The organism is Acetobacter lovaniensis (assembly GCF_014207635.1).
GTDB classification, from domain to species: domain Bacteria; phylum Pseudomonadota; class Alphaproteobacteria; order Acetobacterales; family Acetobacteraceae; genus Acetobacter; species Acetobacter lovaniensis.
This window is the reverse complement of record NZ_JACHIE010000005.1, coordinates 93,465-117,314: the sequence shown is the minus strand read 5'-3', so window position 1 is coordinate 117,314 and position 23,850 is coordinate 93,465. Positions and strand designations below refer to the sequence as shown.

The 23,850-nt window shown below is 58.0% G+C and carries 22 protein-coding genes and 1 tRNA gene; 8 read left to right on the top strand and 15 right to left on the bottom strand.

The genetic code is table 11. The features are described from left to right. Window positions 1-57: 57 nt before the first annotated feature. The 5 genes from HNR55_RS07360 to HNR55_RS07340 form a co-directional block, all read right to left on the bottom strand. Window positions 58-729 (bottom strand): methionine ABC transporter permease, encoded by a 672-nt coding sequence (locus HNR55_RS07360; protein WP_166112997.1) that lies wholly within the window; start codon window positions 727-729, stop codon window positions 58-60. Then, window positions 710-1,690, bottom strand: coding sequence for a methionine ABC transporter ATP-binding protein (locus HNR55_RS07355; protein WP_166113000.1), 981 nt, complete (start codon window positions 1,688-1,690; stop codon window positions 710-712). Before HNR55_RS07355 ends, HNR55_RS07360 begins: the two co-directional genes overlap by 20 nt. Beyond that, entirely contained in the window at window positions 1,687-2,502 is an 816-nt protein-coding gene (locus HNR55_RS07350; protein WP_166113003.1) for a MetQ/NlpA family ABC transporter substrate-binding protein, read from the bottom strand. Before HNR55_RS07350 ends, HNR55_RS07355 begins: the two co-directional genes overlap by 4 nt. Window positions 2,503-2,680: 178 nt before the next feature. Continuing rightward, window positions 2,681-4,105, bottom strand: coding sequence for an FAD-binding oxidoreductase (locus HNR55_RS07345; protein WP_166113006.1), 1,425 nt, complete (start codon window positions 4,103-4,105; stop codon window positions 2,681-2,683). A gap of 30 nt (window positions 4,106-4,135) precedes the next feature. Continuing rightward, the gene (locus HNR55_RS07340) at window positions 4,136-5,605 is read right to left on the bottom strand and encodes a mannose-1-phosphate guanylyltransferase/mannose-6-phosphate isomerase (protein ID WP_166113009.1); all 1,470 of its coding nucleotides are present in this window, start codon (window positions 5,603-5,605) and stop codon (window positions 4,136-4,138) included. Window positions 5,606-6,006: 401 nt separating this feature from the next. Between HNR55_RS07340 and HNR55_RS07335 the strand changes: the two genes are divergently transcribed. Further along, window positions 6,007-6,489 (top strand): dihydroneopterin aldolase, encoded by a 483-nt coding sequence (locus HNR55_RS07335; RefSeq protein ID WP_166113012.1) that lies wholly within the window; start codon window positions 6,007-6,009, stop codon window positions 6,487-6,489. After that, the gene (locus tag HNR55_RS07330; protein WP_166113015.1) at window positions 6,467-7,252 is read left to right on the top strand and encodes an SDR family oxidoreductase; all 786 of its coding nucleotides are present in this window, start codon (window positions 6,467-6,469) and stop codon (window positions 7,250-7,252) included. Before HNR55_RS07335 ends, HNR55_RS07330 begins: the two co-directional genes overlap by 23 nt. 887 nt (window positions 7,253-8,139) lie before the next feature. Here HNR55_RS07330 and HNR55_RS07325 read toward each other — a convergent pair. Continuing rightward, window positions 8,140-8,215: transfer RNA gene (locus HNR55_RS07325), tRNA-Glu, on the bottom strand. Between the two features lie 51 nt (window positions 8,216-8,266). After that, the gene (locus HNR55_RS17185; protein WP_166113018.1) at window positions 8,267-9,172 is read right to left on the bottom strand and encodes an energy transducer TonB; all 906 of its coding nucleotides are present in this window, start codon (window positions 9,170-9,172) and stop codon (window positions 8,267-8,269) included. Between the two features lie 98 nt (window positions 9,173-9,270). On the opposite strand from HNR55_RS17185, the gene HNR55_RS07315 reads away from it, so the two are divergent. Beyond that, window positions 9,271-9,789 (top strand): DUF2946 domain-containing protein, encoded by a 519-nt coding sequence (locus tag HNR55_RS07315; protein ID WP_253545656.1) that lies wholly within the window; start codon window positions 9,271-9,273, stop codon window positions 9,787-9,789. Window positions 9,790-9,934: 145 nt separating this feature from the next. Next, window positions 9,935-12,055, top strand: coding sequence for a TonB-dependent receptor plug domain-containing protein (locus HNR55_RS07310; protein ID WP_242005481.1), 2,121 nt, complete (start codon window positions 9,935-9,937; stop codon window positions 12,053-12,055). 89 nt (window positions 12,056-12,144) lie between these two features. Here the strand turns inward: HNR55_RS07310 and HNR55_RS07305 are convergent, their stop codons facing one another. Then, a complete protein-coding gene (locus tag HNR55_RS07305; protein ID WP_166113024.1) occupies window positions 12,145-13,599 on the bottom strand; it encodes an NAD-dependent succinate-semialdehyde dehydrogenase in 1,455 nt (484 codons plus the stop codon). 219 nt (window positions 13,600-13,818) lie between these two features. After that, complete coding sequence (gene cobU / locus HNR55_RS07300; protein ID WP_166113278.1) at window positions 13,819-14,379, bottom strand: bifunctional adenosylcobinamide kinase/adenosylcobinamide-phosphate guanylyltransferase; 561 nt, start codon at window positions 14,377-14,379, stop codon at window positions 13,819-13,821. 60 nt (window positions 14,380-14,439) lie between these two features. On the opposite strand from cobU, the gene cobT reads away from it, so the two are divergent. After that, complete coding sequence (cobT, locus tag HNR55_RS07295) at window positions 14,440-15,489, top strand: nicotinate-nucleotide--dimethylbenzimidazole phosphoribosyltransferase (protein WP_166113027.1); 1,050 nt, start codon at window positions 14,440-14,442, stop codon at window positions 15,487-15,489. Continuing rightward, on the top strand, window positions 15,486-16,316 hold the full coding sequence (locus HNR55_RS07290) for an adenosylcobinamide-GDP ribazoletransferase (protein WP_166113030.1): 831 nt from the start codon (window positions 15,486-15,488) through the stop codon (window positions 16,314-16,316). The genes cobT and HNR55_RS07290 overlap by 4 nt, the downstream gene beginning before the upstream one ends. Before the next feature lie 67 nt (window positions 16,317-16,383). Here the strand turns inward: HNR55_RS07290 and HNR55_RS07285 are convergent, their stop codons facing one another. Next, window positions 16,384-16,644 (bottom strand): hypothetical protein, encoded by a 261-nt coding sequence (locus HNR55_RS07285; RefSeq protein ID WP_166113033.1) that lies wholly within the window; start codon window positions 16,642-16,644, stop codon window positions 16,384-16,386. Window positions 16,645-16,800: 156 nt separating this feature from the next. Then, window positions 16,801-17,880: a threonine-phosphate decarboxylase CobD gene (gene cobD / locus HNR55_RS07280; protein WP_242005470.1), complete on the bottom strand. Its 1,080-nt coding sequence runs from the start codon at window positions 17,878-17,880 to the stop codon at window positions 16,801-16,803. 49 nt (window positions 17,881-17,929) lie between these two features. On the opposite strand from cobD, the gene cbiB reads away from it, so the two are divergent. Beyond that, window positions 17,930-18,919, top strand: coding sequence for an adenosylcobinamide-phosphate synthase CbiB (gene cbiB, locus HNR55_RS07275; protein ID WP_166113284.1), 990 nt, complete (start codon window positions 17,930-17,932; stop codon window positions 18,917-18,919). Next, a complete protein-coding gene (gene bluB / locus HNR55_RS07270) occupies window positions 18,916-19,554 on the top strand; it encodes a 5,6-dimethylbenzimidazole synthase (RefSeq protein WP_166113036.1) in 639 nt (212 codons plus the stop codon). Before cbiB ends, bluB begins: the two co-directional genes overlap by 4 nt. A 33-nt stretch (window positions 19,555-19,587) precedes the next feature. Here the strand turns inward: bluB and HNR55_RS07265 are convergent, their stop codons facing one another. The 4 genes from HNR55_RS07265 to HNR55_RS07250 all read right to left on the bottom strand — a co-directional run bounded on the left by HNR55_RS07265 (window position 19,588) and on the right by HNR55_RS07250 (window position 23,849). Next, a complete protein-coding gene (locus HNR55_RS07265; protein ID WP_166113287.1) occupies window positions 19,588-21,114 on the bottom strand; it encodes a cobyric acid synthase in 1,527 nt (508 codons plus the stop codon). Between the two features lie 14 nt (window positions 21,115-21,128). After that, a complete protein-coding gene (gene cobO, locus HNR55_RS07260) occupies window positions 21,129-21,755 on the bottom strand; it encodes a cob(I)yrinic acid a,c-diamide adenosyltransferase (RefSeq protein WP_166113038.1) in 627 nt (208 codons plus the stop codon). A 44-nt stretch (window positions 21,756-21,799) separates the two neighbouring features. Next, entirely contained in the window at window positions 21,800-22,378 is a 579-nt protein-coding gene (locus tag HNR55_RS07255) for a histidine phosphatase family protein (protein ID WP_086646197.1), read from the bottom strand. 121 nt (window positions 22,379-22,499) lie between these two features. Then, complete coding sequence (locus HNR55_RS07250) at window positions 22,500-23,849, bottom strand: cobyrinate a,c-diamide synthase (RefSeq protein WP_184382631.1); 1,350 nt, start codon at window positions 23,847-23,849, stop codon at window positions 22,500-22,502. Window position 23,850 lies beyond the last annotated feature (1 nt).

Genomic DNA, 23,850 nt, shown 5'->3' with positions numbered 1-23,850 from the left:
CGGCTTCATCCCCCTGCCCTCTCGCATCTGCATAGGGTGAGCAGAGTGCCCTGCCCTTCACTCGGCACGCCCGGAATTTGTATGCCGCAAGGTGTGTGCAAGAAAATTACCCACTGCCTGCAAAACCATAACCAGAGCCACCAGCACGGCCACAACCCCGAACATGACAGTGGTGTTGAAGCGCTGGTACCCATACCGGATAGCCAGATCACCCAGTCCCCCGGCTCCTATGGCCCCCGCCATGGCCGATGCACCCACAAGCGTTACCAGCGTAACCGTAAAGCCCGAGATCAGCCCCGGCAGACTTTCTGGCAACAGCACGTAGCGCACGACCATCCACCGTGTGCCCCCCATGGCCCGTACGGCATCCACCAGCCCGGTATCCACCTCCCGCAAAGACACTTCAGCAATACGGGCAAAATAGGGAATAGCCGCTATGGACAAAGGCACAATAGCAGCCGTTGTACCCAATGCCGTGCCAACCACCATACGGGTGAAGGGAATAAGCAGCACAAGCAAAATAATAAACGGTACAGCCCGCACCGCATCCACGACCCCACCCACCAAGCGGGATAACAGCGGGAGAGGATACAGCCCCGAAGGGGACGTAAGAACAAGCAGCACAGCCAGCGGCAGGCCACCAGCAACCGCCAGCGCTCCGGAGGCCAGAACCATTTCCAGTGTTTCAGCCGTAGCGCGCCAGAGCAGGTCAAGAATGAGCCGGGACATATCCAATTACCTCGGCTGCACAGGCATGCGCCTGAAGAGCGTTCATGGTTGCGACGGAAAGACCATCTGTTTGCACCACCACATCCACCAGCCCCTCTCCTTCCGGGTTGGGAAAAGTATGCAGCAGGGCAAAACTGGCCTGACACTGCTGCTCCAGCGTATGGAGCAAAGGCGTAAACACGGCCTGTGTGGTCACGGTCAGGCGCACAATGGCGTGGCTGCCATCCTGTGGGGTCTGGCTGAGATTGGGCGGTAGAACGGCGGCTAACTGGTTGGCGTCCAGAATATCGGCTGGTTTGCCGCGGCTCACAATGCGCCCTTTTTCCAGCACAAGCACCTGTTGCGCCAGACTGCGCACCACATCCATCTCATGCGTGATAAAAACAACCGTCAGGCCCAGCACACGGTTAATATCGGCCAGAAGCGCCAGAATGGTCTGGGTTGTCTCCGGGTCCAGCGCCGAGGTTGCTTCATCACACAGCAACAGGGCCGGGTGTGCGGCCAGAGCCCGTGCAATGCCAATACGCTGCTTTTGGCCGCCAGAAAGCATGGCCGGGTATTTGCCTGCGTGGTCCGCCAGACCGACAAGCTCCAGCAGTTCCATCACGCGTTTGTTGCGCTCGGCTTTGGGCCTACCAGCAATTTGCAGTGGCAGGGCCACATTGGCGGCAATGGTGCGCGCGTTCAGCAGGTTGAAGTGCTGAAAAACCAGCCCGATCCTGCGCCGCAGCAGAACAAGCTTTGCCTCTGGCAGGATGGCCATATCCTCCCCTTCCAGCAGTATTCTGCCAGACTGGGGGCGGTCCAGACCGCTCAGGCACCGCAACAGCGTGGATTTACCTGCCCCTGAGCGGCCAATAATACCCAGCCGCTGCCCTTTGGGCACCGTAAACGAAATATCGTGCAGGGCAGGCTGGCCACCAAAGGAACGGTTAAGGCGTTCGACTTCTAAAAGATTCATGGCCAGGAGGGCAGCACAGCGCCATGAAACGCCTTGTCCAGAGCCTGCCGCACATTGGGCTGCTGATAGGCGTGCACCAGCTTGGCAACCCACGGAGCGGATTTATCGGCTGCGTTCACGGCTATAATGCAGATATACGGGTTATTATCGGCTGTTTCCTGCGCAATACGTGTTTTTTCAATATCCACGCCAACCTTTTTGGCCCAGTCCGTATTGATTACCGCGCCATCCAGATCAGTCAGGGCACGCCCTACCACACCGGCATCAAGTTCGCGGATACTGATGTTGTGGGGGTTTTCCGTAATATCGAGCGCTGTTGGGGTGTTCCCTGCATCCGCCGCAAGTTTGATCAACCCCAGTTTTTGCAGCAGAAGCAGGGCGCGCCCTTCGTTTGTCGGGTCATTGGGCACACCAATCACAGCTTTGTCTGGCAGGTCTGCAACAGATTTCCAGCGTGTTGAGTAAAGCCCGATCGGTGCCACATAGGTATGCCCGACCGACACAATCCCATACCCCTTGGCCTTGTTCTGGGCATCCAGAAAAGGAGTGTGCTGGAAGGCGTTGGCATCCAGCTCATGCTCCGCCAGCGCCTCGTTCGGGGCGTTATAGTCTGAAAAAGTGACCAGCTTGAGTTCCAGCCCATCCCGGGCGGCATTGGCCGCCACCACAGGCCACACGTCCTCATCTTCCCCTGCCATAATGCCTACGCGCAGGACCTGCGGCGCGGCATAGGCGGTCTGGCCCGCCAGAGCACATGCAAAAGCCATGCTCCCAGCCAGTACAGCCCGACGGGAAAGAAGGAAAGAAACCATCGCTGACAAACCCCGCTATAAGGAATGGGAAGAGACAACACAATAAATCACTATCGGTTCTGCTTGAATAAAATATAGCACCCGATTGTCAAGTTTATTTGTGGTGTCCCGCCCCCGGATCCGCAAAGGTAATATGGTTTTTACCCACAAGCACACCGTACAGACCTTTGCAGACCCGCTACCCGATATAAGCCAGACCGTCTGGCAAAAGCTTGCCGGGGTTGAGAATATTCCGTGGGTCCAGAGCAACTTTTAATGTTCTCATCACCCCAAGGGATTGCGCGCCGTGTTCCCGTTCCAAAAACTCCAGCTTACCAACCCCCACACCGTGCTCTCCACTGCATGAGCCATCAAGCGCCAGCGCGCGGCCAACAATTTTACGGTCAAGCTCCAGCGCCTTTGCACTCCCTTCGGGGGTGTCTTCCGTCATGATCAGTGTATGAAAATTACCATCCCCAACATGGCCAAGAATGGCCACCTGTAACCCGGATGCCTCAATATCGGCCTTAACCCCCACAATAAGGGGAGCCAGCTGAGAAATAGGCACAATGCAATCCGTGCTGATCACTCTGAAACCCGGATAAAGTGCCTTAACGGCCCAGAACGCGTTATGCCGCGCCTTCCACAACCGGGCGCGTTCATCGGGTGTGTCTGCCCAGGCAAAGCCAAGGCCATGATTGTCCCGGGCCAGCACTTCGGTCACGTCCACCTGTTCCCGCACGGAAGCAGGAGCCCCTGCAAATTCAAAAAACAGGGTCGTCATCGGCCGCAGTTCATCCAGCCCGGAATAGCGGATGCTGGCCGCCATCTGCACGTCGTCCATCAGTTCCACGCGCGCAATCGGCACCCCGGCCTGAATTACTTCCACCGCAGTACGCACCGCATCTTCCAGATTTTCAAACTGGCAGATCGCAGCCGAAAGCTGCTCGGGAATACCGTGCAGACGCAACTGGACTTCCGTAATAACGCCCAAGGTCCCTTCCGACCCGATGAACAGGGAAGTCAGGTCATACCCGGTAGAGGATTTTCTTACCCGCCCACCTGTTTTTATGACTTCTCCGTTTGCCATAACCACTGTCAGGCCAAGCACATTTTCTTTCATTGTGCCGTAATGTACTGCCGCAGTGCCCGAAGCACGGGTTGCGCACATGCCCCCTAGCGTGGCCTCACCACCCGGGTCTACGGGGAAGAACAGTCCCGTGTCACGCAAACGGATATTGAGCTCCTGCCGGGTCAGACCTGCCTGCACGCGGCAGTCCATGTCCTCCGCATTCACCTGCAGAATCCCGGTCATTCTGGACAGGTCGAGGCTCACGGCATGTTCAGGCGGCGTAACATGCCCCTCCACCGATGTGCCCGCCCCAAAGGCCACAACAGGCACATAGGCTTCGTGGCATAAGGCCAGAACGGTCGAGACATCTTCCGTTGTTTCGGCAAACACAACCGCTGCGGGCAGGCGCGCCAGTTCCAGCGCCTCGCCATGGCTGTGCGCTTCACACACGGACTGGTTGGTGGAGACCTTGTCCCCCAGATAATCCTTCAATTGCGCCAAAACAGCAGAAACACGCGCCGCTGCATGGGGAATAAAAGAAACGTTGGGCATTTTTTCTTCCCCAGTCTTTACTGAAAAAATCTACTTAGTCCGGCTATAGATATCATCAAAACGCACAATGTCATCCTCACCCAGATACGAACCGGACTGAACCTCGATCAGGGTAACAGGCATGCAGCCGGGATTTTCAAGCCTGTGCAGACTGCCCAGTGGCAGATAGATGCTCTCGTTCTCCCGCACGATCACCTGCTCCACACCACGTGTGACAAGGGCTGTGCCTTCTACAACCACCCAGTGCTCAGCCCGGTGATAATGTTTTTGTAACGAGAGCTTCTGCCCCGGCTGGACGACGATTTTCTTGACCTGAAAACGATGCCCTGCTGTCAGAGCTTCATAATGACCCCATGGCCGATAGGTCAGGCGATGCGTGTCCGCTTCGGGCATATTGTTTTTTTTCAGGTTCTGCACAAGGGTTTTAACATCCTGTGCCCGGTCCTTACTGGCAACCAGAACCGCATCCTGCGTTGCCACAACCACCAGATTATCCACACCCAGAACAGCCGTGAGCAATCCATCGGTACGCACATAAGACCGGGCCACATCCTCTAGCAGCACGTTGCCATGTATCACGTTGCCCTGTGCATCCTTATGCCCCAGTTCCCACAAGGCGTCCCAACTCCCCACATCCGACCAGCCAAAACTGCCCGGCACAACGGCCGCCCTGTCCGTACGTTCCGCCACGGCATAATCAACCGAAATATCGGGAGAGCGGGAAAAACTGTCCGGGTCCAGTCTTTCAAAATCCATATCTGTCTTACGCTTTTGCACGGCCTCTTCAACACAGGCATACAGGTCGGGTTCGTAACGCTGCATCTCGGCCAGAAAAGTCGCGGCACGGACAACAAACATGCCCGAGTTCCACAAATATCCCCCCTGTGCCAGAAAAGCGGCTGCCTTGTCCTTGTCCGGTTTTTCCACAAACTGGGTGACGGCATAAACTTCGGGCATGCCCGCAAGGGCTTCGCCCTGCTCAATATACCCATAGCCTGTTTCTGGCCGGGTTGCGGTCATGCCGAATGTGACAACATAACCTGCTCTGGCTGCCGCTACGGCATGTTCAAGAGCGACATGCAGCTTGTATACATCCTGAATAGCCGCGTCCGCGGCCATGACCCACAACACGGCATCGGGGTTATGTTCGGCCACAACAAATGCAGCGGCTGCAATGGCCGGGGCCGAATTACGGCCGACAGGCTCCAGAATAATCCGGGCATCGTGGATACCCACACCGCGAAGCTGCTCGGCAATAACAAAGCGGTGCTCGGCATTACAGACAACAACCGGGGCCGCCACCCCCCTGGCCTGCCCCCGCAAAGCCGTATCCTGCAAAAGTGTAAAGTCGGTTAGCAAGGACCAGAACTGCTTGGGAAAGCTCCCGCGGGAGACGGGCCACAACCGGCTCCCAGCCCCACCAGACAGAATAACCGGCACAATATCGGGCGCGCCCTCCTGCTCCGGGCTATCACCGGTTCCGTCCCTGTCACCAACCATGCTCGTACCCCCAAGCCTTACGGCGCGCTATAGCCCTCCTTCTTTCCGTAATACAGGCATACGGCCATGACAATCATTCACGCTCTTCCTTAACGAGAAAAAATACTACCTCGCCCCATGCACAAAAAATACATTTTTACTGATATTTCATTATTTATTACGATTTATATTTATTAAATACAATTTCTAAATGAGAAAACTTTATACGTTTACTTTGACATCAACAACACATCAAAACCCGAAACTGCAATATGATCTCAGTACCCCCCAGAAGACTGAGATTCAGAAAAAGATAATAATGCAAATAAATTTCGGGGCTCACTTTTTAAACATTCCCATTGCCGAGACCGAGAAATTTTTTATACTGAAAAATCTTATATTTTATTAGTGAGCAACAAAAGATGTCTGGTGAGATGATGAGGGACAACATGCCATCACCTAATACTGCATCACCTTTAGGTACCAGACCATACCTCAAATCAGTCTTACGGAATGTGGTTGTCAATGCGCAGGTTGGTTTGCACCCATGGGAACTTCACCCAGAAAGACCGACACGGCTTTGCGTTAATGTCGAAATGTTTGCATGGTTGATCGGCGTAAAAGCACACGACAAAGACCTTTACATTGATTACGATCCGGTTCGGAACACCATCACCAAATGGCCAGAACGACCGCACACACCCCTGCTGGAGACCCTTGCCAGAGAACTGGTTGAGGTTTGTTTTGAAAACCCATTAGTGGATGCGATCCGTATCTCCATCACGAAACTTGATATCTTTAACGAAGCAGACGGAGCTGGTATTGAGATTTGTGGTGAGCGCTCTGAGCTACTGCCCGAAGGTAATGTAAACAGGAAAAACTATGACCAGTCGCGATCAGAATAACAATGCCCGGGTTGCTCTTGTAACAGGAGGAGCAAAGCGCATCGGAGCTGTTCTTTCGCAGGATCTTGCCCGGAACGGCTGGAAAGTTGCTATTCAGTATAATCACTCTGAACAGGAAGCTCTTGAACTTGTAAACTCTCTGACCTCCATGGGTTACGAGTGCTTTGCTGTTCACGCTGATTTCAATAATCGCGAACATGTTCAAAATCTTATTCCGGCAGTTGTCGAACGTTATGGTGCCATAGACGTCCTTGTTAACAATGCTTCTAATTTTGAATACGATAATATTGACTCACTGACTTACGATTCATTCGACAAGCATATGGAACCCAACCTTACGGCGCCACTTTTCCTATCAAGGGATTTTGCGCGTGCGCCGGGGAATATTGATGACCGCTGCATCGTGAATATTCTGGATCACAAGGTTAAAAGCCTTAATCCTGATTTTCTTTCCTACACGATCAGCAAGGCGGCACTGCTGTGCGTGACACAGGTTCTGTCCATGGCCTTTAAATCCAAGATCCGGGTCAACGCCATTGCTCCCGGCCTGACATTGAGAAGTGGCAAGCAGACAGACGAAGGCTTTGAACGCGCATGGCGTGCCACACCTCTCGGCCGCAGTTCCACCCCGGAAGAAATTTCTGCATGCCTGAATTTAATTCTGTCGGCCGCATCCATGGTTGGGCAGGTCATCTACCTTGATGGGGGGGAAAGCCTTATCAACCGCGTAAGAGACGTGGCGTTTGATACAACGGTCATTTGAATTTCAGTTTTTGTAAATTTCGGTCTCATGAAAAATGAAGTGGGGCATATAAAGGAAATTACTATAATAAATTGATCTTTCCTGTGCCCATCTTCAGATCAATGCTTTTATATTACGCTTCCGGTAGCTTTTTTCAGCACTGGCACGGATACTCTTAGTCGGGAGACAGAAGAGTGTTTCATGCCAGTGCAGGCCGAAACATTGTCTGGCATCCATGCAATCCGTTTCAGGTTATATTATGCATCAGCCTCAGTCGAATGAAAGAAATGAACCTGCAATCCTTACATTGATACCAAGTTACAAAAAGATGACTGCCAGGCAGATATCATCACAAACCAGAACTCACCGGGTCATGGCAACGCCTCCCCCGGTCTCGATGACAAAAACAAAGAGATAAGGATCAAAAACCCCTTTGATTTTAAGCGGGTTTGTGTAATTCTATTTTCATCTATTATGGATGAGATGGTATAAAGCTACCCGCCCTGATCCGAGCAGGACTCTGGTCTCTGCGGAAAACTATCAAATTATGCACCTGATGCGCAAAAGCTTTCATCTCCTCAACGGGGATTACCCAGTTGAAACAGACAGAAGCTTTTCTGCCGATTTTTAGTCTGAGTTCCATTCAGATACCATTGAACGCTGAAGCCTATCCGGGATCTTCTACTTCTTCGATCGTATCTATTACTGGTTTTGTGGGAACACACACGATGCTGACCAGCGAAGGGTGCCAAAACCGCAGGAACACGTGATCTGAGATACCAGATATGGTACCATCGAACCCTGTAGGGTATAGCTAGAATAGGCGGCCTTTATGTAACACATGCATGTTACACTGTAAGGACAGGTAAATCTGATTTTTATCGAAAAATCAGAACCTTACAGACCTATGGTATCCCGTACGGGATTCGAACCCGTGTTGCCGCCGTGAAAGGGCAGTGTCCTAGGCCTCTAGACGAACGGGACAGAGGCAATGACCAGTCTCCTACTGTAAAATCTTCCCCGACACAAGCTTAATTACTGAATGTGGAAGCCAACAGGTATCCGGCCCGTAACCGCAGCGGATTCAGGAGGTGTGCAATGGAGATTTTTAACGGTTTGCAGCGCCTGATCATCCAGATCATCATACCCCGTGCTTTGCACCAGCCTTGCGGCAATCACCTGCCCCTTGGCGTTGATACTGACTTCGGCCACAGCCTCGCCCTCTTCATGCAAATGGCGGGCAGATACGGGGTAGTGTGATTCGGGGGCAGAGCAGGAGAGCTGAAAACCCCCTTTCTGCCCGACAGCAGCAGCGCTGGGCGGTGTCGCTGCGTGCCCACCCGTTGCCGCCATATCCGTTTTTGCATGGGTGTGGGCTGTTGTATTGCCTTCACCCATATGCGCGACCTCCGACGGCGTTTTGGTAATTGCATGTGCGCTTTTATCGTGTTGCATGACAGGGGAGGACTGAAGCAGTTTTTTTGGCACAGCAGATGCAGGAGGAAGATGCTCAACCTCAGCCTTGACGGAAGGGGGCAGAACCTCCGTTCCGCTCTGTGTCAGGGATTGCGAGTCCATATCCGGCATATCTTCCATGAGCGGAGCAGGCTGGCTCTGGAGCGTGGGGGCTGTTTGCCCCGCCTGTGCCTGTTCGGCCTCTGGCAATGGAGCCCTGGGCGCTTCAAACAGCATGGAAACCGCAGCAGGCTGCTGCGTGCCGGTCTGGGGGGAGACTGTCATGATCAGCCACACGGTCATGGCCACATGCGCCAGAACCGCCACGGCAAAAGCCACCAGCCAGACAAGCCTGTGCTCGTCAGACAGCCCGATCGCCAGCCCGCGTTGCCTGAGCGCTCCAACAGAACACCTCACAGGCGCGTATGGCGCGGCCTTGTGGTCAGGCTCAACCCGTTCCTGTCTGTCTGTATGCCATCTGCTCACGGTGCTGCCTCCGCCCTGAATTATGGCATAGCCCTGTTTGATTTGACAGGGTGGTTCATAAAAGCGCAAACATGGCATAACCATGGCAAAGCGCCTGTGTGTCTCTGATTGTTGAAAAGCTTCTGATTCGCCTCATGTTCCGTCGCAACCCCATCATTCGCGCGCTGCTCTTATGGCCGCTGGTCATGGTTACGCTGACGGGTCTGTTAGGGCTGATGGCACTCCAGTCGCTTTCCCTGCCAGAAGAACTCCCCCGTGCGACACTTATCCGGCTGACAGGCATCGATATTGCCCCGCGCGCGGTACAACCGCACAGTGCGCAGGCACACTGCGCCCCCATGCCCGGGGGCAGCATGCACCACATGCGCTGCGTGGCCAGTGTGCAAAAAAACCAGCAGCAGCACCCCACCCATCATCATGATGAGGCAAGCTGCCCGCTTTGCCCCTTGCTGGCGTTTTTTGCGGCTCTTCCTGCTGTTTTTCTGCTTCTGCCCGCCCCTGCCCTGCGCTGGATCCGCCGGGGTAGCGCTGCCTCCGCCCCACGGGCGCCGCCCATTTGCATTCTGGGCCTGCCCCCGTCACGCGGACCACCCCTTACCCTGCTTCAGGCTTTCTGAAACCTCGCTCCCCGCTTTGGTGCATCCATGCGCTTGCGCCCGTGCTCTTGGCTGGGGACTTTAACTCAGTATGCTTTGAACAGGGTTTTTTCTGTTTATGTCCTATCCATTTTTTGCCCGCAGCCAGCGAAACTGGCTGTGGCTTATGGCTGTGTGCGCACTCCCCTGCGCCGCAAGCCCCGGCTTGGCCGCAACGGTTGTGACCCTCCCACGGGTGGATATTTCCACCGCGCAGGAAGATGCCGCTCTGGCCGATAACCTTTTAAGTGCGTCACAGGTTGATCAGAGCTCGGCCCGCATGTCCCGTCTTTCCAGCCCGGATGCGGCATCGCTCTTCCGTAACCAGCCGGGTTTCAGCAGTTATGGCGGGGGGCGGCTGGCCAATCTGCCCGTGCTCAACGGCATGGCGGATGACCGGGTGGCAACCGTGGTGGATGGCGTGCGCATCAACCCCGCATGCCCCAACCACATGAATCCCGCACTCTCTTACATCGACCCCGACAGTGTGGAGACCGCAACCGCCATTGCAGGGCTGACATCAGTCAGCAATGGGGGGGACAGTCTGGGCGGCACCATTGATGTGGAACGCGCGGACCCGCGCTTTGCCCGCCACGGCAAAATCCTGTTTACCGGGCGCGCACGCGGCACCTACCGCAGCAATGGTGGCGGCTATTCCGCCGCAGGCAGCATGACCGTGGCCAACGACACCTTCAGCCTGCGCTACAATGCGTCCTACGACCAGTCGGAGGACTACAGCGGCGGCGGCGACATAGGGAGGGTCGGCTCGACCGAATACGTGCGCTACACGCATGACGTAACTCTTGGCGTACATAAGAAAAACCACCTGCTGGTGCTGACCTTTGGCCAGCAGGATGCCCCGCGGGAAGGGTTTGCCAACCAGTATATGGACATGACCAACAACCGCTCCACCTACGTAAACGGCAAATATGTAGGAGACTTCAACTGGGGCACACTGGAAGCCCGTGGCCACTGGCAGCGCGTCACCCACGTCATGAACATGCTGGATGACAAGGGCGGGCACTCCACCACAAAAGGCATGCCCATGAATGATGACCAGCGCTCGGCTGGTTATTCCATCAAGGCCACAATTCCTCTGGCCCGCCAGCACACACTGCGCCTTGGCAGTTCGTTCGACCATGAAGGCCTGCGGGACTGGTGGCCCCCCCTTGTTGGCAGCATGATGATGGGGCCGAACACCTTCAACAACATCAATAACGGTCATAGGGACCGGCTGGGTCATTTTGCGGAATGGGAAGCTCAGTGGACCCCCCGCGTCTCCACCCTGCTTGGCCTGCGCAATGATCTGATCATGATGAATACGGGCAATGTTTCGCCCTATTCATGGACCGGTATGATGAGTGCTGCGGATATAAAAGCTGCTGATAACTTCAACAATGTCGGCCATGGACGTTCGGATGTAAATTTTGACGTCACCGCCCTGACCCGCTGGAAGACAACAGACAGCCTGACCATAGAGGCAGGCTACGCCCGCAAGTCCCGTGCCCCCAACCTGTATGAACGCTATGCGTGGGGGCAGGGTGGCATGTCTTCCAAAATGATCGGCTGGTTTGGTGACGGCAACGGCTATGTCGGGAACCTGAACCTGAAATCCGAAATCGGGAACACGGCCAGCGTGACATTTGACTGGCATGACCCGACCTCTGCCCAGAGGTGGGAGCTGAAGGTACAGCCCTATTACACCTATGTGCACAACTACATTAACGTCAATTTTGTCAAAAACCTGAGCCCGAACAGTAACCAGTATATTTTTGAAAACCATGATGCCCAGATGTACGGCATTAACACCTCCGGCCATTATACGGTGTGGAATACAAGCCGTTACGGCAAAGGGGAAATAACCGGCGTAATCAACTGGGTCCGCGGGCAGGACAAGGTCACCCATACCGGCCTGTACCAGCAGATGCCCCTGAACGGCACACTGGGCCTGAACGAAACCGTAGGCCCGTGGACAGGCCGGGCAGAAATGAACTTTGTCAAAGCCAAGGATACCGTGGACTCACTCCGTAACGAGCCCCGCACCCCCGGCTATGCGCTGCTGAACCTGAACGGCAGCTACAACTGGAAAATGATGACCCTGACAGCAGGGATCGATAACGTGCTGAATCAGGCCTACTACATGCCTCTTGGTGGTATTCTGACATACGACTTAAAGCATGATGGCACACGCATGCCCATGCCGGGCATGGGCCGTTCGTTCAACGTCAGTCTTTCTGCCACCTTCTGATTTTTTGGGCTGTCTTTTTACATACAAAAATGCCGTGCGCTCCACCAGCGCACGGCATTTTTTAAACCCGATGATAAAACCAAATGCTTTTAGTAAGCAGATGGCCGATGCAGGCTGGAAACCAGCTTGATGATCGTATGCGCCCGCAGAGCAGCAGGGCCACCCTCCGTGCCGTAACCGGAATCCTTGACGCCGCCAAACGGCACTTCCGGCACGCCAATACCGTGGTGGTTAATGGCCACCATACCGGCTTCCAGCTTTTCACCCAGCAGACGTTCTGTCCGCTCACAGCCAGTGTACACATACGCTGCCAGACCGTAAGGCAGGCGGTTGGCTTCCTTTATGGCGTCTGCAAGTTCGGAAAACTCATCCATAATGGCAATTGGACCAAACGGCTCTTCCTGCATCACCCGCATCTCCAGCGTGGGCTTGAGCACCAGCGTCGGGGGGAAGAAAAAACCCTTGTTGGGCAGCGCGGTATCGGGCTGCCACAGCTCTGCCCCTTTGGCGCGGGCATCATCCACCAGTTCGGTCAATGCCTTGACGCGCCGTTCGTTAATAACGGGCCCCATGGTCACGCCTGCGTCCAGCCCACGGCCAATTTTGAGCGCGCTCATCTGGGCCTTGAACTTTTCAATAAACGCGGCGGCAATGTCCTTGTGCAGCAAAAAGCGGGTGGGGGCGATGCACACCTGCCCGGCGTTACGGAACTTGGCAGCTGCCACACGCTCGGCCGCCTGGTCCAGATCCGCATCCCGGCAGACAATCACCGGACCATGGCCACCCAGCTCCATGGTCACCGGCTTCATCTGCCCACCGGCCAATGCGGCCAGATGCTTGCCCACGGGGGTAGAACCGGTAAAGGAAATCTTGCGCACCACCGGATGGGCGATCAGATACTCCGAAATTTCCGCTGGCGTGCCATAAACCAGAGACACAGCCCCTGCGGGAATACCCGCATCGCAAAAACAGCGGATCAGCTCGGCCGGAGAGGCTGGGGTATCCTCCGGAGCTTTAACAATAACGCCACACCCGGCCCCAAGTGCTGCCCCCAGCTTGCGGGCAATCTGGTTGATGGGGAAGTTCCACGGCGTAAAGGCAGCCACCACACCAATGGGGCGGTGCAGCACGCGCTGTTCAACATCTGGCACGCGCGCGGGCACCAGTTCGTCGTTCAGGCGGCGGCCTTCTTCTCCAAAATATTCGATCACACCGGCGGCGGCATTAATTTCGATCACGGCCTGAGCCAGAGGCTTGCCCTGTTCGCGGCTCATGATCCGGCCAATGGCATCTGCACGCTCACGCAGCAGGTCGGCAGCCTTGCGCATGATCGCGTAACGGTCCCATGCGCTCAGGTTGCGCCATGCATCATAACCCACAGCGGCACCGGCCACCGTTTTATCCAGATCGGCAACAGAGGCATGGGCAACCTTGCCAATAAGCTCGCCACTGGCAGGGTCCAGAATGGGGAGTGTACGGCCATCGGCCGCATCCTGCCACTGTCCTGCGATCAGAAGCTGGGTGTTGATTGGTGTCTCTGACATATGCATCTCTCAGCCAAAATGAACAGGTATGGTGCTAACCCGGTTATGCCCACACAAGCGTCAGTCACTCACCATCTTCCGCCCGAGTGCGCAAGAGGTCTGCTGCATTTTACGCCCTGTGGCGGCGTCCGCAAAAAAGCCAGCAGCATAATGGCAGACCACACGCAGCCGGGCAAAATACGTTTTACCCTCAGCCCGCCATCTGTCCCTTACCGTAGCTCAGGCAGAAGCGCTTTCGTTCTTGAGCACCATGGGCAGCCCTGCCGCCACAAACACCACCTTGCCCACACAGGCTGCCAGACGCTGGTGCAAAAGCCCGGCTTCGTCCCTAAAGCGCCGCCCCAGCGGGCTTTGAGGCACAATACCCAGCCCGACCTCGTTCCCCACCATCACTGTAGGAGCGGTGCGTGTGTGCAAACTGGCAAGCAGAGCTGTGGTGGGGCCTTCCACCTCCCGCCCGTCGAGCAGAAGATTGGTCAGCCACAAGGTCAGGCAGTCCAGCAAAACCGGGGTGCTGGCGTGCTGCTGGAGCACATCGGCCACATTCAGGGCTTCTTCCACCGTCTGCCAGCCTGCACTGGCACGCTCGCGCTTATGTCGGGCAATGCGGTCATGCATTTCATCATCAAATGCGCGGCCCGTGGCCAGGTATATTCTTGGGCCGGGCAAAGCTGTTATGGCGTTCTCGGCAAAGCGGCTTTTGCCTGATCTTGCGCCACCCAGCACAAGCAGGCTACCTGCTGCACCTCCATTATGGAGATTGAGCCTTACACTGTGCATACGCGCGTCTGCCCCTGTTTCCATTTGCGTGAACCTCCATAACAGCACACAATTACCACTATGCCCTCTTCTTCCACCTCTCCCCAGTCCGGCCCGTTTTCCTCCATGCCTGCGCTGGAGGCCCTGTGCGCGGACCTGCCCCCCCCCAGCCTGCAGGCACAGCAGACCATAGCGCAAAGGGAGGTGGAACTGACCAAACCACCCGGCAGCCTTGGCCATCTGGAGGAGATGACACGCTGGCTAGGCGGATGGCAACACAGCGCCTCCCCCCGGCTGGAGCACGTGCAGGTGCTCATTTTTGCAGGCAATCATGGTGTTATGGCGCACCATGTCTCGCCCTGGCCTGTGGAGGTCACGGCCCAGATGGTACAGAACTTTGAGCATGGAGGGGCCGCCATTAACCAGCTTGCCCGCGTGGCACAGGCGGAACTGGCTATAGTAGCACTTAACAATCTCGCTCCCACTGCGGATTTTACCACCAGCCCGGCCATGACGGAGCAGGATTTTCTGGCCGCCGTGCAGGTCGGTTTTAACGCTGTGCCCCGGACATGCGACCTGCTCTGTCTGGGTGAAATGGGCATAGGCAACACAACCGCCGCCTCTGCCTTATGCGCAGCCCTGACCCGCCAGAGCGGTGCAGACTGGGCTGGCCAGGGCACCGGGCTGGACGCCGCGGGCACGGCACATAAAGCCGGGGTTATAGACACAGCACTCCAGCAGCATGCTGCCCATCTGGCGCACCCGCTGGAAGTGGCACGCCGTCTGGGCGGGTACGAACTGGCCGCAACGCTGGGGGCTACCCTTGCTGCCCGGCTGATGCATATTCCCGTCATACTCGATGGGTTTGTCTGCACCGCAGCGGTTGCACCTCTGGCGCACCTGCACCCCAATGCGCTGGACCATACCGCCCTCTCCCACTGCCCGACCGAAACAGGCCATACCGCCCGACTGGCCCGGCACCTGCATATGCGGCCCATTCTAAGCGGGCTTGGCCTGCGCCTTGGCGAAGGCTCTGGCGCCGCACTGGCCATTCCCATCCTGCGGGCGGCTGTTGCATGCCATACGGGCATGGCAACCTTTGCCCAAGCTGCTGTTTCTGAAAAGGCATGACATCCGCTCAACCCGGCGACTGGCTGGACAGACGCAGGCTGGACCTTGCATGCGGCCTGAGCCTGCTGACACGCCTGCCCTCCATCTGGCTGGCTCCACCTGCGGATAGAAGCAGCACCCAACCCTGGCCACTGGCCAGATCAATCTGGTGCTGGCCGGTTGTTGCCACCCTTATCGGGACGTTAACTGGCAGTGTGCTGGCTGCACTCCGTATGGTGCATGTGCCCCCCCTTGCCGCCGCCGGTCTGGCCCTTGCCTGCCAGAGCATCCTGACAGGCGGTCTGCATGAAGATGGACTGGCAGATATGGCCGATGCCTGTGGTGGCAGCACACCAGAGCGCAGGCTGGCCATCATGAGGGACAGCCATGTGGGCAGTTACGGCGTTATGGCCCTTGGGCTAAGCCTGCTTGTACGCACAGCAGCTCTGGCGGCACTCCCCGTATGGGCGAGCATCGGAGTATGCGCCACCACCGCCTGCCTTGCCAGAATGGCCATGCTGATGGTGCCTGCCCTTGTGCCCCCGGCCCGTGCCAACGGGCTGGCGCGCATGCTCTCCCCCCTTCCCCTTCCTTCCCTTTGGGGAGCGGCTTTTATGGCGGTGGGGGTCATGGCCTGCCTGAGCGTTCTGGCATATGGCCACTTAGGGCTGAACCTGTGGGCCTTTCTGGTACTTATGGCGGCACCTGCGGGCATCGGATGCGCCACAGCAGCACTTGTTGCATTATGCGCCAGACGTCTGCTTGGTGGTTTTACAGGGGATGTGCTGGGGTGCTGCGCAGTGGTGGCGGAATGCCTGCTTCTGAGCTTTTACGCGGCATTAGCCTAAGCCCTGCCGCATACAAGCACCCGGCATGTGCGTGCCGCCCTGTTAAAGCGGCACGCAAGGGGCCTTATCAGGCTTTGTGGGCGTCTTCTTCTTCGTCTTCGTCCCAGTCTTCGTCGTCTGCTTCAAAGACCAGTTCTACCGTAATGGTCGCGTCGTCCCCTTCCTGCAGGGCCTTGGCGTCTGCTTCGGCTTCTTCCACCTTTTCGTAGAGCTTGCCTTCGTTGGGGTCTTCCTGCCACTCGTTCCGTGGCTCCCAGAAGGACAGTTCGCCCTCCGCATCTTCACGCTGGATGAGGTAGCCTACGATCACTTCGTCTTGGTCTTGCATGGCGGTATCCTTTTCTGCCTGTTTCCTTCTATGAACCATGCCGCAAAAAAGGGAAGAGGAAAGCGTAACAAACAGTTTGATGAAAATATGACAAGGCAGGATTTTGCGGCCATAAGGCACTAAAATCCACCATTCCACGCCCCGTTCATCTCTTTTTTACGCACCCTGCCGGGCCACCTGCCATGCTTTGAGCGCACATGCCAGCCGGGTCCATTCCGCCTCGTTGGCGGGCAGGCCAATCCGCAGGCTATGGGAGCACCCGGCAAAACGGCGGGTTACAATGCCGTGGCGGCACAGATGCACCCACAACCCATAGGCGTGGGGTGTATCAACCAGCGTGAACAGCGTTGCCTGCCCCCGCCACGCAAGGCCTGCACCATGCAGCATCTCTACCAGCCTTGCATGGGCCAGACGGGCTTTTTCCGCCGCCTGCTGCACCCAGTGCGTATCGGCCAGTGCCTGCGTACCTGCGGCAAGGGCAACGGCTCCGACCGGCCAAGAACCCATCAGGGAGCGCGCTTTTTGTGCCAGTGCGGGAGCCGCCAGCAAAAAGCCCAGCCGCACACCCGGCAGGCCGTAGCTCTTGCCAAACGAACGCAGCACCACAAGTGCCGGGTGCGGCAGCAGGGAAGCCACGCTATGGGTAACAAAATCCCCGAAGGCCTCATCCACCACAAGCCAGTTCCCCGCCTTTGCGCACTGTTCCGCCAGAGCAGCAAGGTCCTGCATGTCCAGCAGGCGGCCATCGGGGTTATTGGGGTTACAGATCACACAGGCCGTTCCCGCCTGTTGCGCGGCTTGGCGGATCTGCTGCACGTGCTCCACGCCGCTCCATGGCACACCATTGTGCTCCCACGCCTGCCCGTGGCCAGAATAGGTTGGCCCCAGCACGCAGGCCCTCCGTGCCCCCAGCAACCGGGGCAGCAGGGCTATAAGGCTCTGGCTGCCAGCTCCGGTTACCACCATGTCGGGCGTTGACACGCCATAGGCACGGGCGGCAACCTGTTGCAAAGCCTGCTCCTCCCCTTCTTCGGGCAGGCGTTGCAGGGCTTTCGGGTCTGGCCAGACCAGCGGGTATGCAACAGGGTTAATCCCTGTGGAGAGATCTATAAAAGGTTCCGGCGCACCCACAAAATGCCGCATGACAGCCTGCACCTGCCCGCCATGGCTGGGCACCGGCAGTTCTGCTGCATCCATTGTGGAGGACAAACCGTTAGGCGGTGCTGCATGCTGCATGGTAGCGTCCGTGATCTTTTGTGCCAGCCTAGTGTTCATACCCGCCCCCATGCTGTTCTTCCCTCTCTCCATCACCCTGCCAGTGGCAGCCCTTGCCGCTGGCATGGAAGCCGCCTGGGGTTACCCGGCCCCCCTGCTGAACATGATCGGCCACCCCGTTATGTGGATTGGCGCGCTGATCGACCGGCTCGAACATGTGCTGAACAGGATGGACACATCCGAGCGCACACGGCGGTTACTGGGTTTTGTGGCACTGGCCCTGATTATTGCCATACCCGTTACCCTTACGGCGGGCCTGCTTGGGATGGGTTATACTCTTTTGCCCGCCCCTGTCATGCTGCTTGTGCAGGCAGGGCTGGCCAGCACGCTTGTGGCGCAGCGCTCGCTATGGGTACATGTGCAGGCTGTGGGCACAGCCCTGCGCCACAATGGCCTGTCTGCTGGCCGCAACGCCGTAAGCATGATTGTAGGACGCGACACCAGTGCACTGGATGAAGCCGCAGTTGTGCGCGCGGCATTGGAAAGTCTGGCCGAAAACTTTTCGGACGGGATTGTGGCCCCATTGTTCTGGACCGCCCTGTTTGGCCTGCCGGGGGCGGTTTTTTACAAATGTGTCAACACGGCCGATAGCATGATCGGCCATCTTAACCCCCGTTACAGAGCCTTTGGCATGGCTGCGGCCAAACTGGATGACCTGATCAACCTGCCTGCCTCCCGTCTGGCTGCGCTGTGCCTGATGCTGGCCGCTCCACGGCAGCAATGGCCCCATATCTGGCGGACCATAAAGCGCGACGCGCCCCGCCACCGCTCCCCCAATGCAGGCTGGCCGGAAGCCGCCATGGCCGCAGCCCTGAACACCCTGCTGGCAGGCCCGCGCTCCTATGGCGGCAAAATGACCAAAGACCCATGGATTGGCAGCGGTACGTCCGGGGCCGGTGTGGCTGATCTGGAGCGTGGGCTGCGCCTGTACCGGCGTGCATGCGGCGTGCTTATTGCCGGGTTGCTGTGCGCTGCACTTGGCGGCATGATAGGAGCATGAACGCACCCTCCTTTTCCCCCGCTTTTGCAGCCGAACTTGAGCAGCTTTTTACATGGCGGAGGGATGTGCGCCATTTCCGGACAGACCCACTCCCCGACCGTACTCTGGCACACCTGCTGGAAACCGCCTGTCTTGCCCCCTCCGTGGGGCTAAGCGAGCCGTGGCGCTTTGTAAAAGTGGATAGCCCGACCCGCCGCCATGCGATCCGCGAGAACTTTGCTCACAGCAATGCGCGTGAACTGGCTGGACGGGGCGGGGACGACGCCCAGCGTTACGCATCGCTCAAACTGGCCGGGCTGGACGATGCCCCCCACCATATTGCCGTTTTTTGTGAAACCAACCCTACGCAAGGCCGCGGACTGGGCCGGGGCACCATGCCCCAGACCACCACATGGTCCGCCGTTATGGCCATCCATACCTTCTGGCTTGCAGCAACCGCGCAGGGCATTGGTGTGGGCTGGGTTTCCATTCTGGACCCAAAAGAGGCCAACAGGGTGCTGGGCATTAACCCGGAATGGCAGTTTCTGGCCTATCTGTGCGTTGGCTATCCGCTGGAACCTGCCAGCTCACCCGAGCTGGAACGCCGTGGCTGGGAACAGCGCAACCCCGCACGCCGCAAATGGATTGCCCGCTAGCCCGTACAGTGCGGGGCATACACCCCTTTGCCATCACGCAGCGTAAACCGGCGGACTGGCCAGTGCCAGAAGAGCGTCTATATCCATATGCCGTTCCAGATGATCGGCCAGATGGTCCAGTGCGGCATCCACTACACCATCATGCGTGTCCGGCAGGGTCTGCCCGGCCTGCGCCCATATTCCCTCTGGTGCAAACGCAGCACCTGCAGCACGTTCGAGCAAGGCCAGCCGGGCCGCACGGTGTGTAAACACGCCATGCAGGTATGTTCCCCAGACCCGGCCATTCCCCGACACGCACCCTTCGGCCTGCCCGTTCAGCCACAGGAGAGGGGTAAAGCCTTCCGGCCTGTGAGTGTGCCCCAGATGCATTTCGTACCCTACAACAGGCTGACCACCTTGATCCAGAAAACCCTTGCCGTATTCAAGCTTTTTATCATCCCCCAGAACAGTGTGGATGGGTAACAGCCCAAGCCCCTGCGCCGTGCAGGGCGGGCCTTCCGTGCCGTGCGGGTCGGCAACGCTATGGCCCAGCATCTGGTAGCCACCGCAAATACCCATAACCACACCGCCTTTTTGCGCATGTTCTACAATACGCTCGGCCCAGCCACGCGCGCGCAGGCACGCCAGATCCGCCAGAGTAGCTTTGGAGCCGGGCAGCAGAATAATATCGGCCTGAGGCAGAGCCTCCCCTTCCATAACAGGAATAACCTCGACCCCCGGTTCGGCACAGAGTGGATCCAGGTCATCAAAATTTGCAATCATGGGTAATATGGGCACAACCACGCGCAAGCGGGGTTCTGGTTGCGTATCCCCCACTCGGCCCTGCAACCGCCTTGCCCGCAGGGTATCCATGAGGTCGGCGGCATCCTCGGCGGGCAGATCATGGACATCAGGCAGGTAAGGTACCAACCCAAGTGCCTGCCAGCCGGTTTTTTGGGCAACAAACTGCATACCATCGGCAAACAGGGTCGGGTCCCCACGCATACGGTTGACCACAAACCCCTTGATCCGCTCTGCATCTTCTGGCTGCAACACAACCTGTGTACCCACAAGGCTGGCAATCACGCCGCCTCGGTCAATATCCCCTACCAGCACAACAGGTGCCTGCACGGCGCGGGCAAAGCCCATATTGGCAATATCGTGCCGCCGCAGATTAACTTCGGAGGCAGACCCCGCTCCCTCCACCAGAACAATATCCGCACCGGCCGCCAGATTTTTAAAACTTTGCAGAACCTGCGGCATAAGCTGCTCTTTGCGGCTCTGGTAATGCCGGGCTTCCACCGTATCCACCCGCTGGCCACGCACAACAAGCTGCGACCCGGTCTCGCCCTGTGGTTTCAGCAAAACCGGGTTCATGTCCGCCATGGGCGGCACACCACAGGCTCGGGCCTGTAGGGCCTGTGCCCGCCCGATTTCTCCACCATCCAGTGTAACGGCGGCATTGTTGGACATGTTCTGTGGCTTAAAGGGCAATACCCGCAGCCCCCGCCGCACCAGAGCCCGCGCCAGCCCCGCAACCAGTGTGGATTTGCCAACGCTTGAGCCTGTGCCCTGCACCATAAGAACGCGAGCGCTCAAAACTCCACGCCTTCCTGCGCCTTGATCCCGGCCTTGAAGTGATGCTTGACCAATGTCATTTCCGTGACCAGATCAGCCGCGTCCAGAATGGGCTGTCTGGCGTTACGGCCCGTTACCACAACATGCTGGCTTTGTGGTCGGGCGTTAATATCCGCCAGCACCTGCTCTATATCCAGGTACTCGTAGCGCAGGGCGACATTCAGTTCATCCAGCACCACAAGGGCAACATCCGGCCGGGCCAGTGCCTGCACCGCCACGGCCCATGCGCGTTCGCACGCCGCCACATCCCGCGCGCGGTCCTGTGTTTCCCACGTAAACCCTTCGCCCATGCTGTGCCATTCCACCAGATCGCCAAAGCGTTCGAGTGCCCGGCGCTCACCCGTATGCCATGCCCCTTTGATAAACTGCACCACCACCACGCGCCGGTCATAGCCCAGCATGCGCAGTGCAAGCCCAAAGGCTGCCGTGGACTTGCCCTTGCCCGGCCCTGTATTAACCAGCAGCAGGCCTTTTTCCCCGGTTTTGCTGGCGACCTCCTTATCCTGCACTGCCTTGCGTTTGCGCATTTTTTCCTTATGGCGTTCGGCGTCGTGCTCTGGCGTATTGTGCTGCTCGTTACTCATGGTTTTGGTATTCTCTATCTGTCCAATGCGTGTGTACGGTCGGCTCACCCAACAGGGTGCAGGGCCGGGCGGGTAGCGGCCTGCTCCACCATAAACAACCGGGCAAAGCCCTGCGGCATGGAAGGGGCCAGCAGTTCCGGCTGCTCCCCCGCCGCCAGTGCGCTGAGAATACGCAGCGGCCCGCCGTGTGAAAGCACACACGCGGCCTCCCCTTTACGGTGCATATCCTGCCAGAAGTCGGTAATACGGTGGCAGAGCGCCAGACCGCTCTCCCCCTCCGGCGGGGCAAAGCTGGATGGGTCCCTGGCCCATTCATCCAGTTGCCTGCGCTCGATATCCTGCCAGCGCAGCCCTTCCCAGCGGCCAAAGTCCAGTTCGGCCAGCCTTGGGTCCACCCGCAGTTCCATACCGGTTGCCAATGCCAGACGTTGCGCCATATCCCGGCAACGTTGTGCTGGCGAACTATACAGCACACGGCAGACCGCCCCCTTGGCCAGAACAGAAAGCCCGGACACGATTTTTTCCCATCCCGGACGTAACGCCACATCCTGCCTGCCGTAACAGACACCTTCGGGCAGCAGCACGGGAGCATGCCTTACCAGCAATACAGGAAAAGACTGCATGGCCTGTCTCCTCTTTTCATCTCTGTCCGTTGTTCACACCGACCAGACGGGCCAGACAAACCGGCCCCGCCCTGCTCCAGACACTTTGCCGACAAGCCGGGCGTACCACCACCCCCTTAATTCAGGCGCAAGACATGGTGATCGGCGCTGGCACACTGGCCAGCACATGGAAAAAGGAGCCAGACACAAATCCACGCTGGCCACCACACATCCCCAGTTCCTCACCTATGCCAGAGCGCAGGCTGGCCAGTGGGGCATCCTGCCCCTCCTCCAGCACGGTGGCATAATGGAACTCATGCCCGCGCAAACGCACACCACGCGCACCCAGAACACCATCGGCTACAAGAGTGGCCTCACGGTAGCCCAGATTCAACTTGCGTCGCGCAAAAGACGTGCTGTGGCCAAGCAAACCTGCCATGCCATGCCGTACGCCCTGTGCATCTTCCAGCCCCTGCCCCAGCACCATAAAGCCCCCACATTCGCCGTGCACAGGCCGTGTGCGGGCAAAATGCGCCAACCCGGTACGGAAGGTGGCAGCCCCCGCCAGCACACCTGCATGGAGTTCGGGGTAACCACCGGGAAGCCAGCAGGCTGTGCAGGATGGGTCCGGAGCCTCATCCGCCAGAGGGGAAAACGGCACCAGCTCCGCACCGGCCTGCCGCCAGAACAGGGCCAGATGCCCATACAGGAAGGAAAAAGCCGCATCATCCGCCACGGCAATCCGCTGCCCCGGTGGCGGCAGCACGCCGGTCGGGGGCAGATCCTCCCCCACTCCGCCCTGCAAAGGCCGGGCAGAAGCCAGAATACCATCCAGATCCAGTTCACGCTCGGCCTTGTCTGCCAGATCGGACAGCCAGCCAGCCAAGTTCCCATGCTCACGCGCCTGCACAAGCCCCAGATGCCGCTCTGGCAGGGTTTGCTCCATCTGCCGCATCAATGCGCCATAAACGGGCAACTGCGCGGCCTGCACGGCCTCGCGCCCCAGCCGCTCATGCCGGGGAGAGGCCACGCGGTTAAGCACAACCCCGCTCACCTGCACATGGGGGGACCACTGTGCAAACCCCCTGGCGATTGGCCCCACAGACTGCCCCTGCCCCGACATGTCGAGCACAAGCAGAACAGGAATACCAAAATGCGCTGCAATATCGGACGGCGCTCCCCGCTGCCCGTCGGGCAGGGATAAGCCATCAAACAGCCCCATGGCCGATTCCACGACCAGAATATCCACATCCTGACAGGCGGCCTGCATAACACGGCCCAGCAGGGCATCGGGCATGCACCAGCTATCCAGATTAAGGCCCGGACGGCCCGTAATGGCGGCATGAAAAGCCGGGTCTATGTAATCCGGTCCAGTTTTGACCGCACCAACCCGCAAACCCCGCCTGCCAAACGCTGCCAGCAGGGCCAGTGTAAGCGTTGTCTTGCCCCCGCCAGACCGTGGGGCGGCGACCATAATGGCCCGTGTTGTCATG

Bases quoted from the DNA above. Each gene is read 5' to 3' on its own strand.
- HNR55_RS07265 (WP_166113287.1), bottom strand. From the start codon at position 21,114: ATGGTGCAGGGCACAGGCTCAAGCGTTGGCAAATCCACACTGGTTGCG.
- HNR55_RS07340 (WP_166113009.1), bottom strand. From the start codon at position 5,605: ATGGTTGGTGACAGGGACGGAACCGGTGATAGCCCGGAGCAGGAGGGC.
- cobT (WP_166113027.1), top strand. From the start codon at position 14,440: ATGCCCTCTTCTTCCACCTCTCCCCAGTCCGGCCCGTTTTCCTCCATG.
- HNR55_RS07250 (WP_184382631.1), bottom strand. From the start codon at position 23,849: ATGACAACACGGGCCATTATGGTCGCCGCCCCACGGTCTGGCGGGGGC.
- HNR55_RS07360 (WP_166112997.1), bottom strand. From the start codon at position 729: ATGTCCCGGCTCATTCTTGACCTGCTCTGGCGCGCTACGGCTGAAACA.
- HNR55_RS07285 (WP_166113033.1), bottom strand. From the start codon at position 16,644: ATGCAAGACCAAGACGAAGTGATCGTAGGCTACCTCATCCAGCGTGAA.
- HNR55_RS07330 (WP_166113015.1), top strand. From the start codon at position 6,467: ATGACCAGTCGCGATCAGAATAACAATGCCCGGGTTGCTCTTGTAACA.
- bluB (WP_166113036.1), top strand. From the start codon at position 18,916: ATGAACGCACCCTCCTTTTCCCCCGCTTTTGCAGCCGAACTTGAGCAG.
- cobO (WP_166113038.1), bottom strand. From the start codon at position 21,755: ATGAGTAACGAGCAGCACAATACGCCAGAGCACGACGCCGAACGCCAT.
- HNR55_RS07345 (WP_166113006.1), bottom strand. From the start codon at position 4,105: ATGCCCAACGTTTCTTTTATTCCCCATGCAGCGGCGCGTGTTTCTGCT.
- HNR55_RS07305 (WP_166113024.1), bottom strand. From the start codon at position 13,599: ATGTCAGAGACACCAATCAACACCCAGCTTCTGATCGCAGGACAGTGG.
- HNR55_RS07355 (WP_166113000.1), bottom strand. From the start codon at position 1,690: ATGAATCTTTTAGAAGTCGAACGCCTTAACCGTTCCTTTGGTGGCCAG.
- HNR55_RS07255 (WP_086646197.1), bottom strand. From the start codon at position 22,378: ATGCAGTCTTTTCCTGTATTGCTGGTAAGGCATGCTCCCGTGCTGCTG.
- cobD (WP_242005470.1), bottom strand. From the start codon at position 17,880: ATGCAGCATGCAGCACCGCCTAACGGTTTGTCCTCCACAATGGATGCA.
- HNR55_RS07350 (WP_166113003.1), bottom strand. From the start codon at position 2,502: ATGGTTTCTTTCCTTCTTTCCCGTCGGGCTGTACTGGCTGGGAGCATG.
- cobU (WP_166113278.1), bottom strand. From the start codon at position 14,379: ATGCACAGTGTAAGGCTCAATCTCCATAATGGAGGTGCAGCAGGTAGC.
- HNR55_RS07290 (WP_166113030.1), top strand. From the start codon at position 15,486: ATGACATCCGCTCAACCCGGCGACTGGCTGGACAGACGCAGGCTGGAC.
- cbiB (WP_166113284.1), top strand. From the start codon at position 17,930: ATGCTGTTCTTCCCTCTCTCCATCACCCTGCCAGTGGCAGCCCTTGCC.
- HNR55_RS07310 (WP_242005481.1), top strand. From the start codon at position 9,935: ATGGCTGTGTGCGCACTCCCCTGCGCCGCAAGCCCCGGCTTGGCCGCA.
- HNR55_RS07335 (WP_166113012.1), top strand. From the start codon at position 6,007: ATGTCTGGTGAGATGATGAGGGACAACATGCCATCACCTAATACTGCA.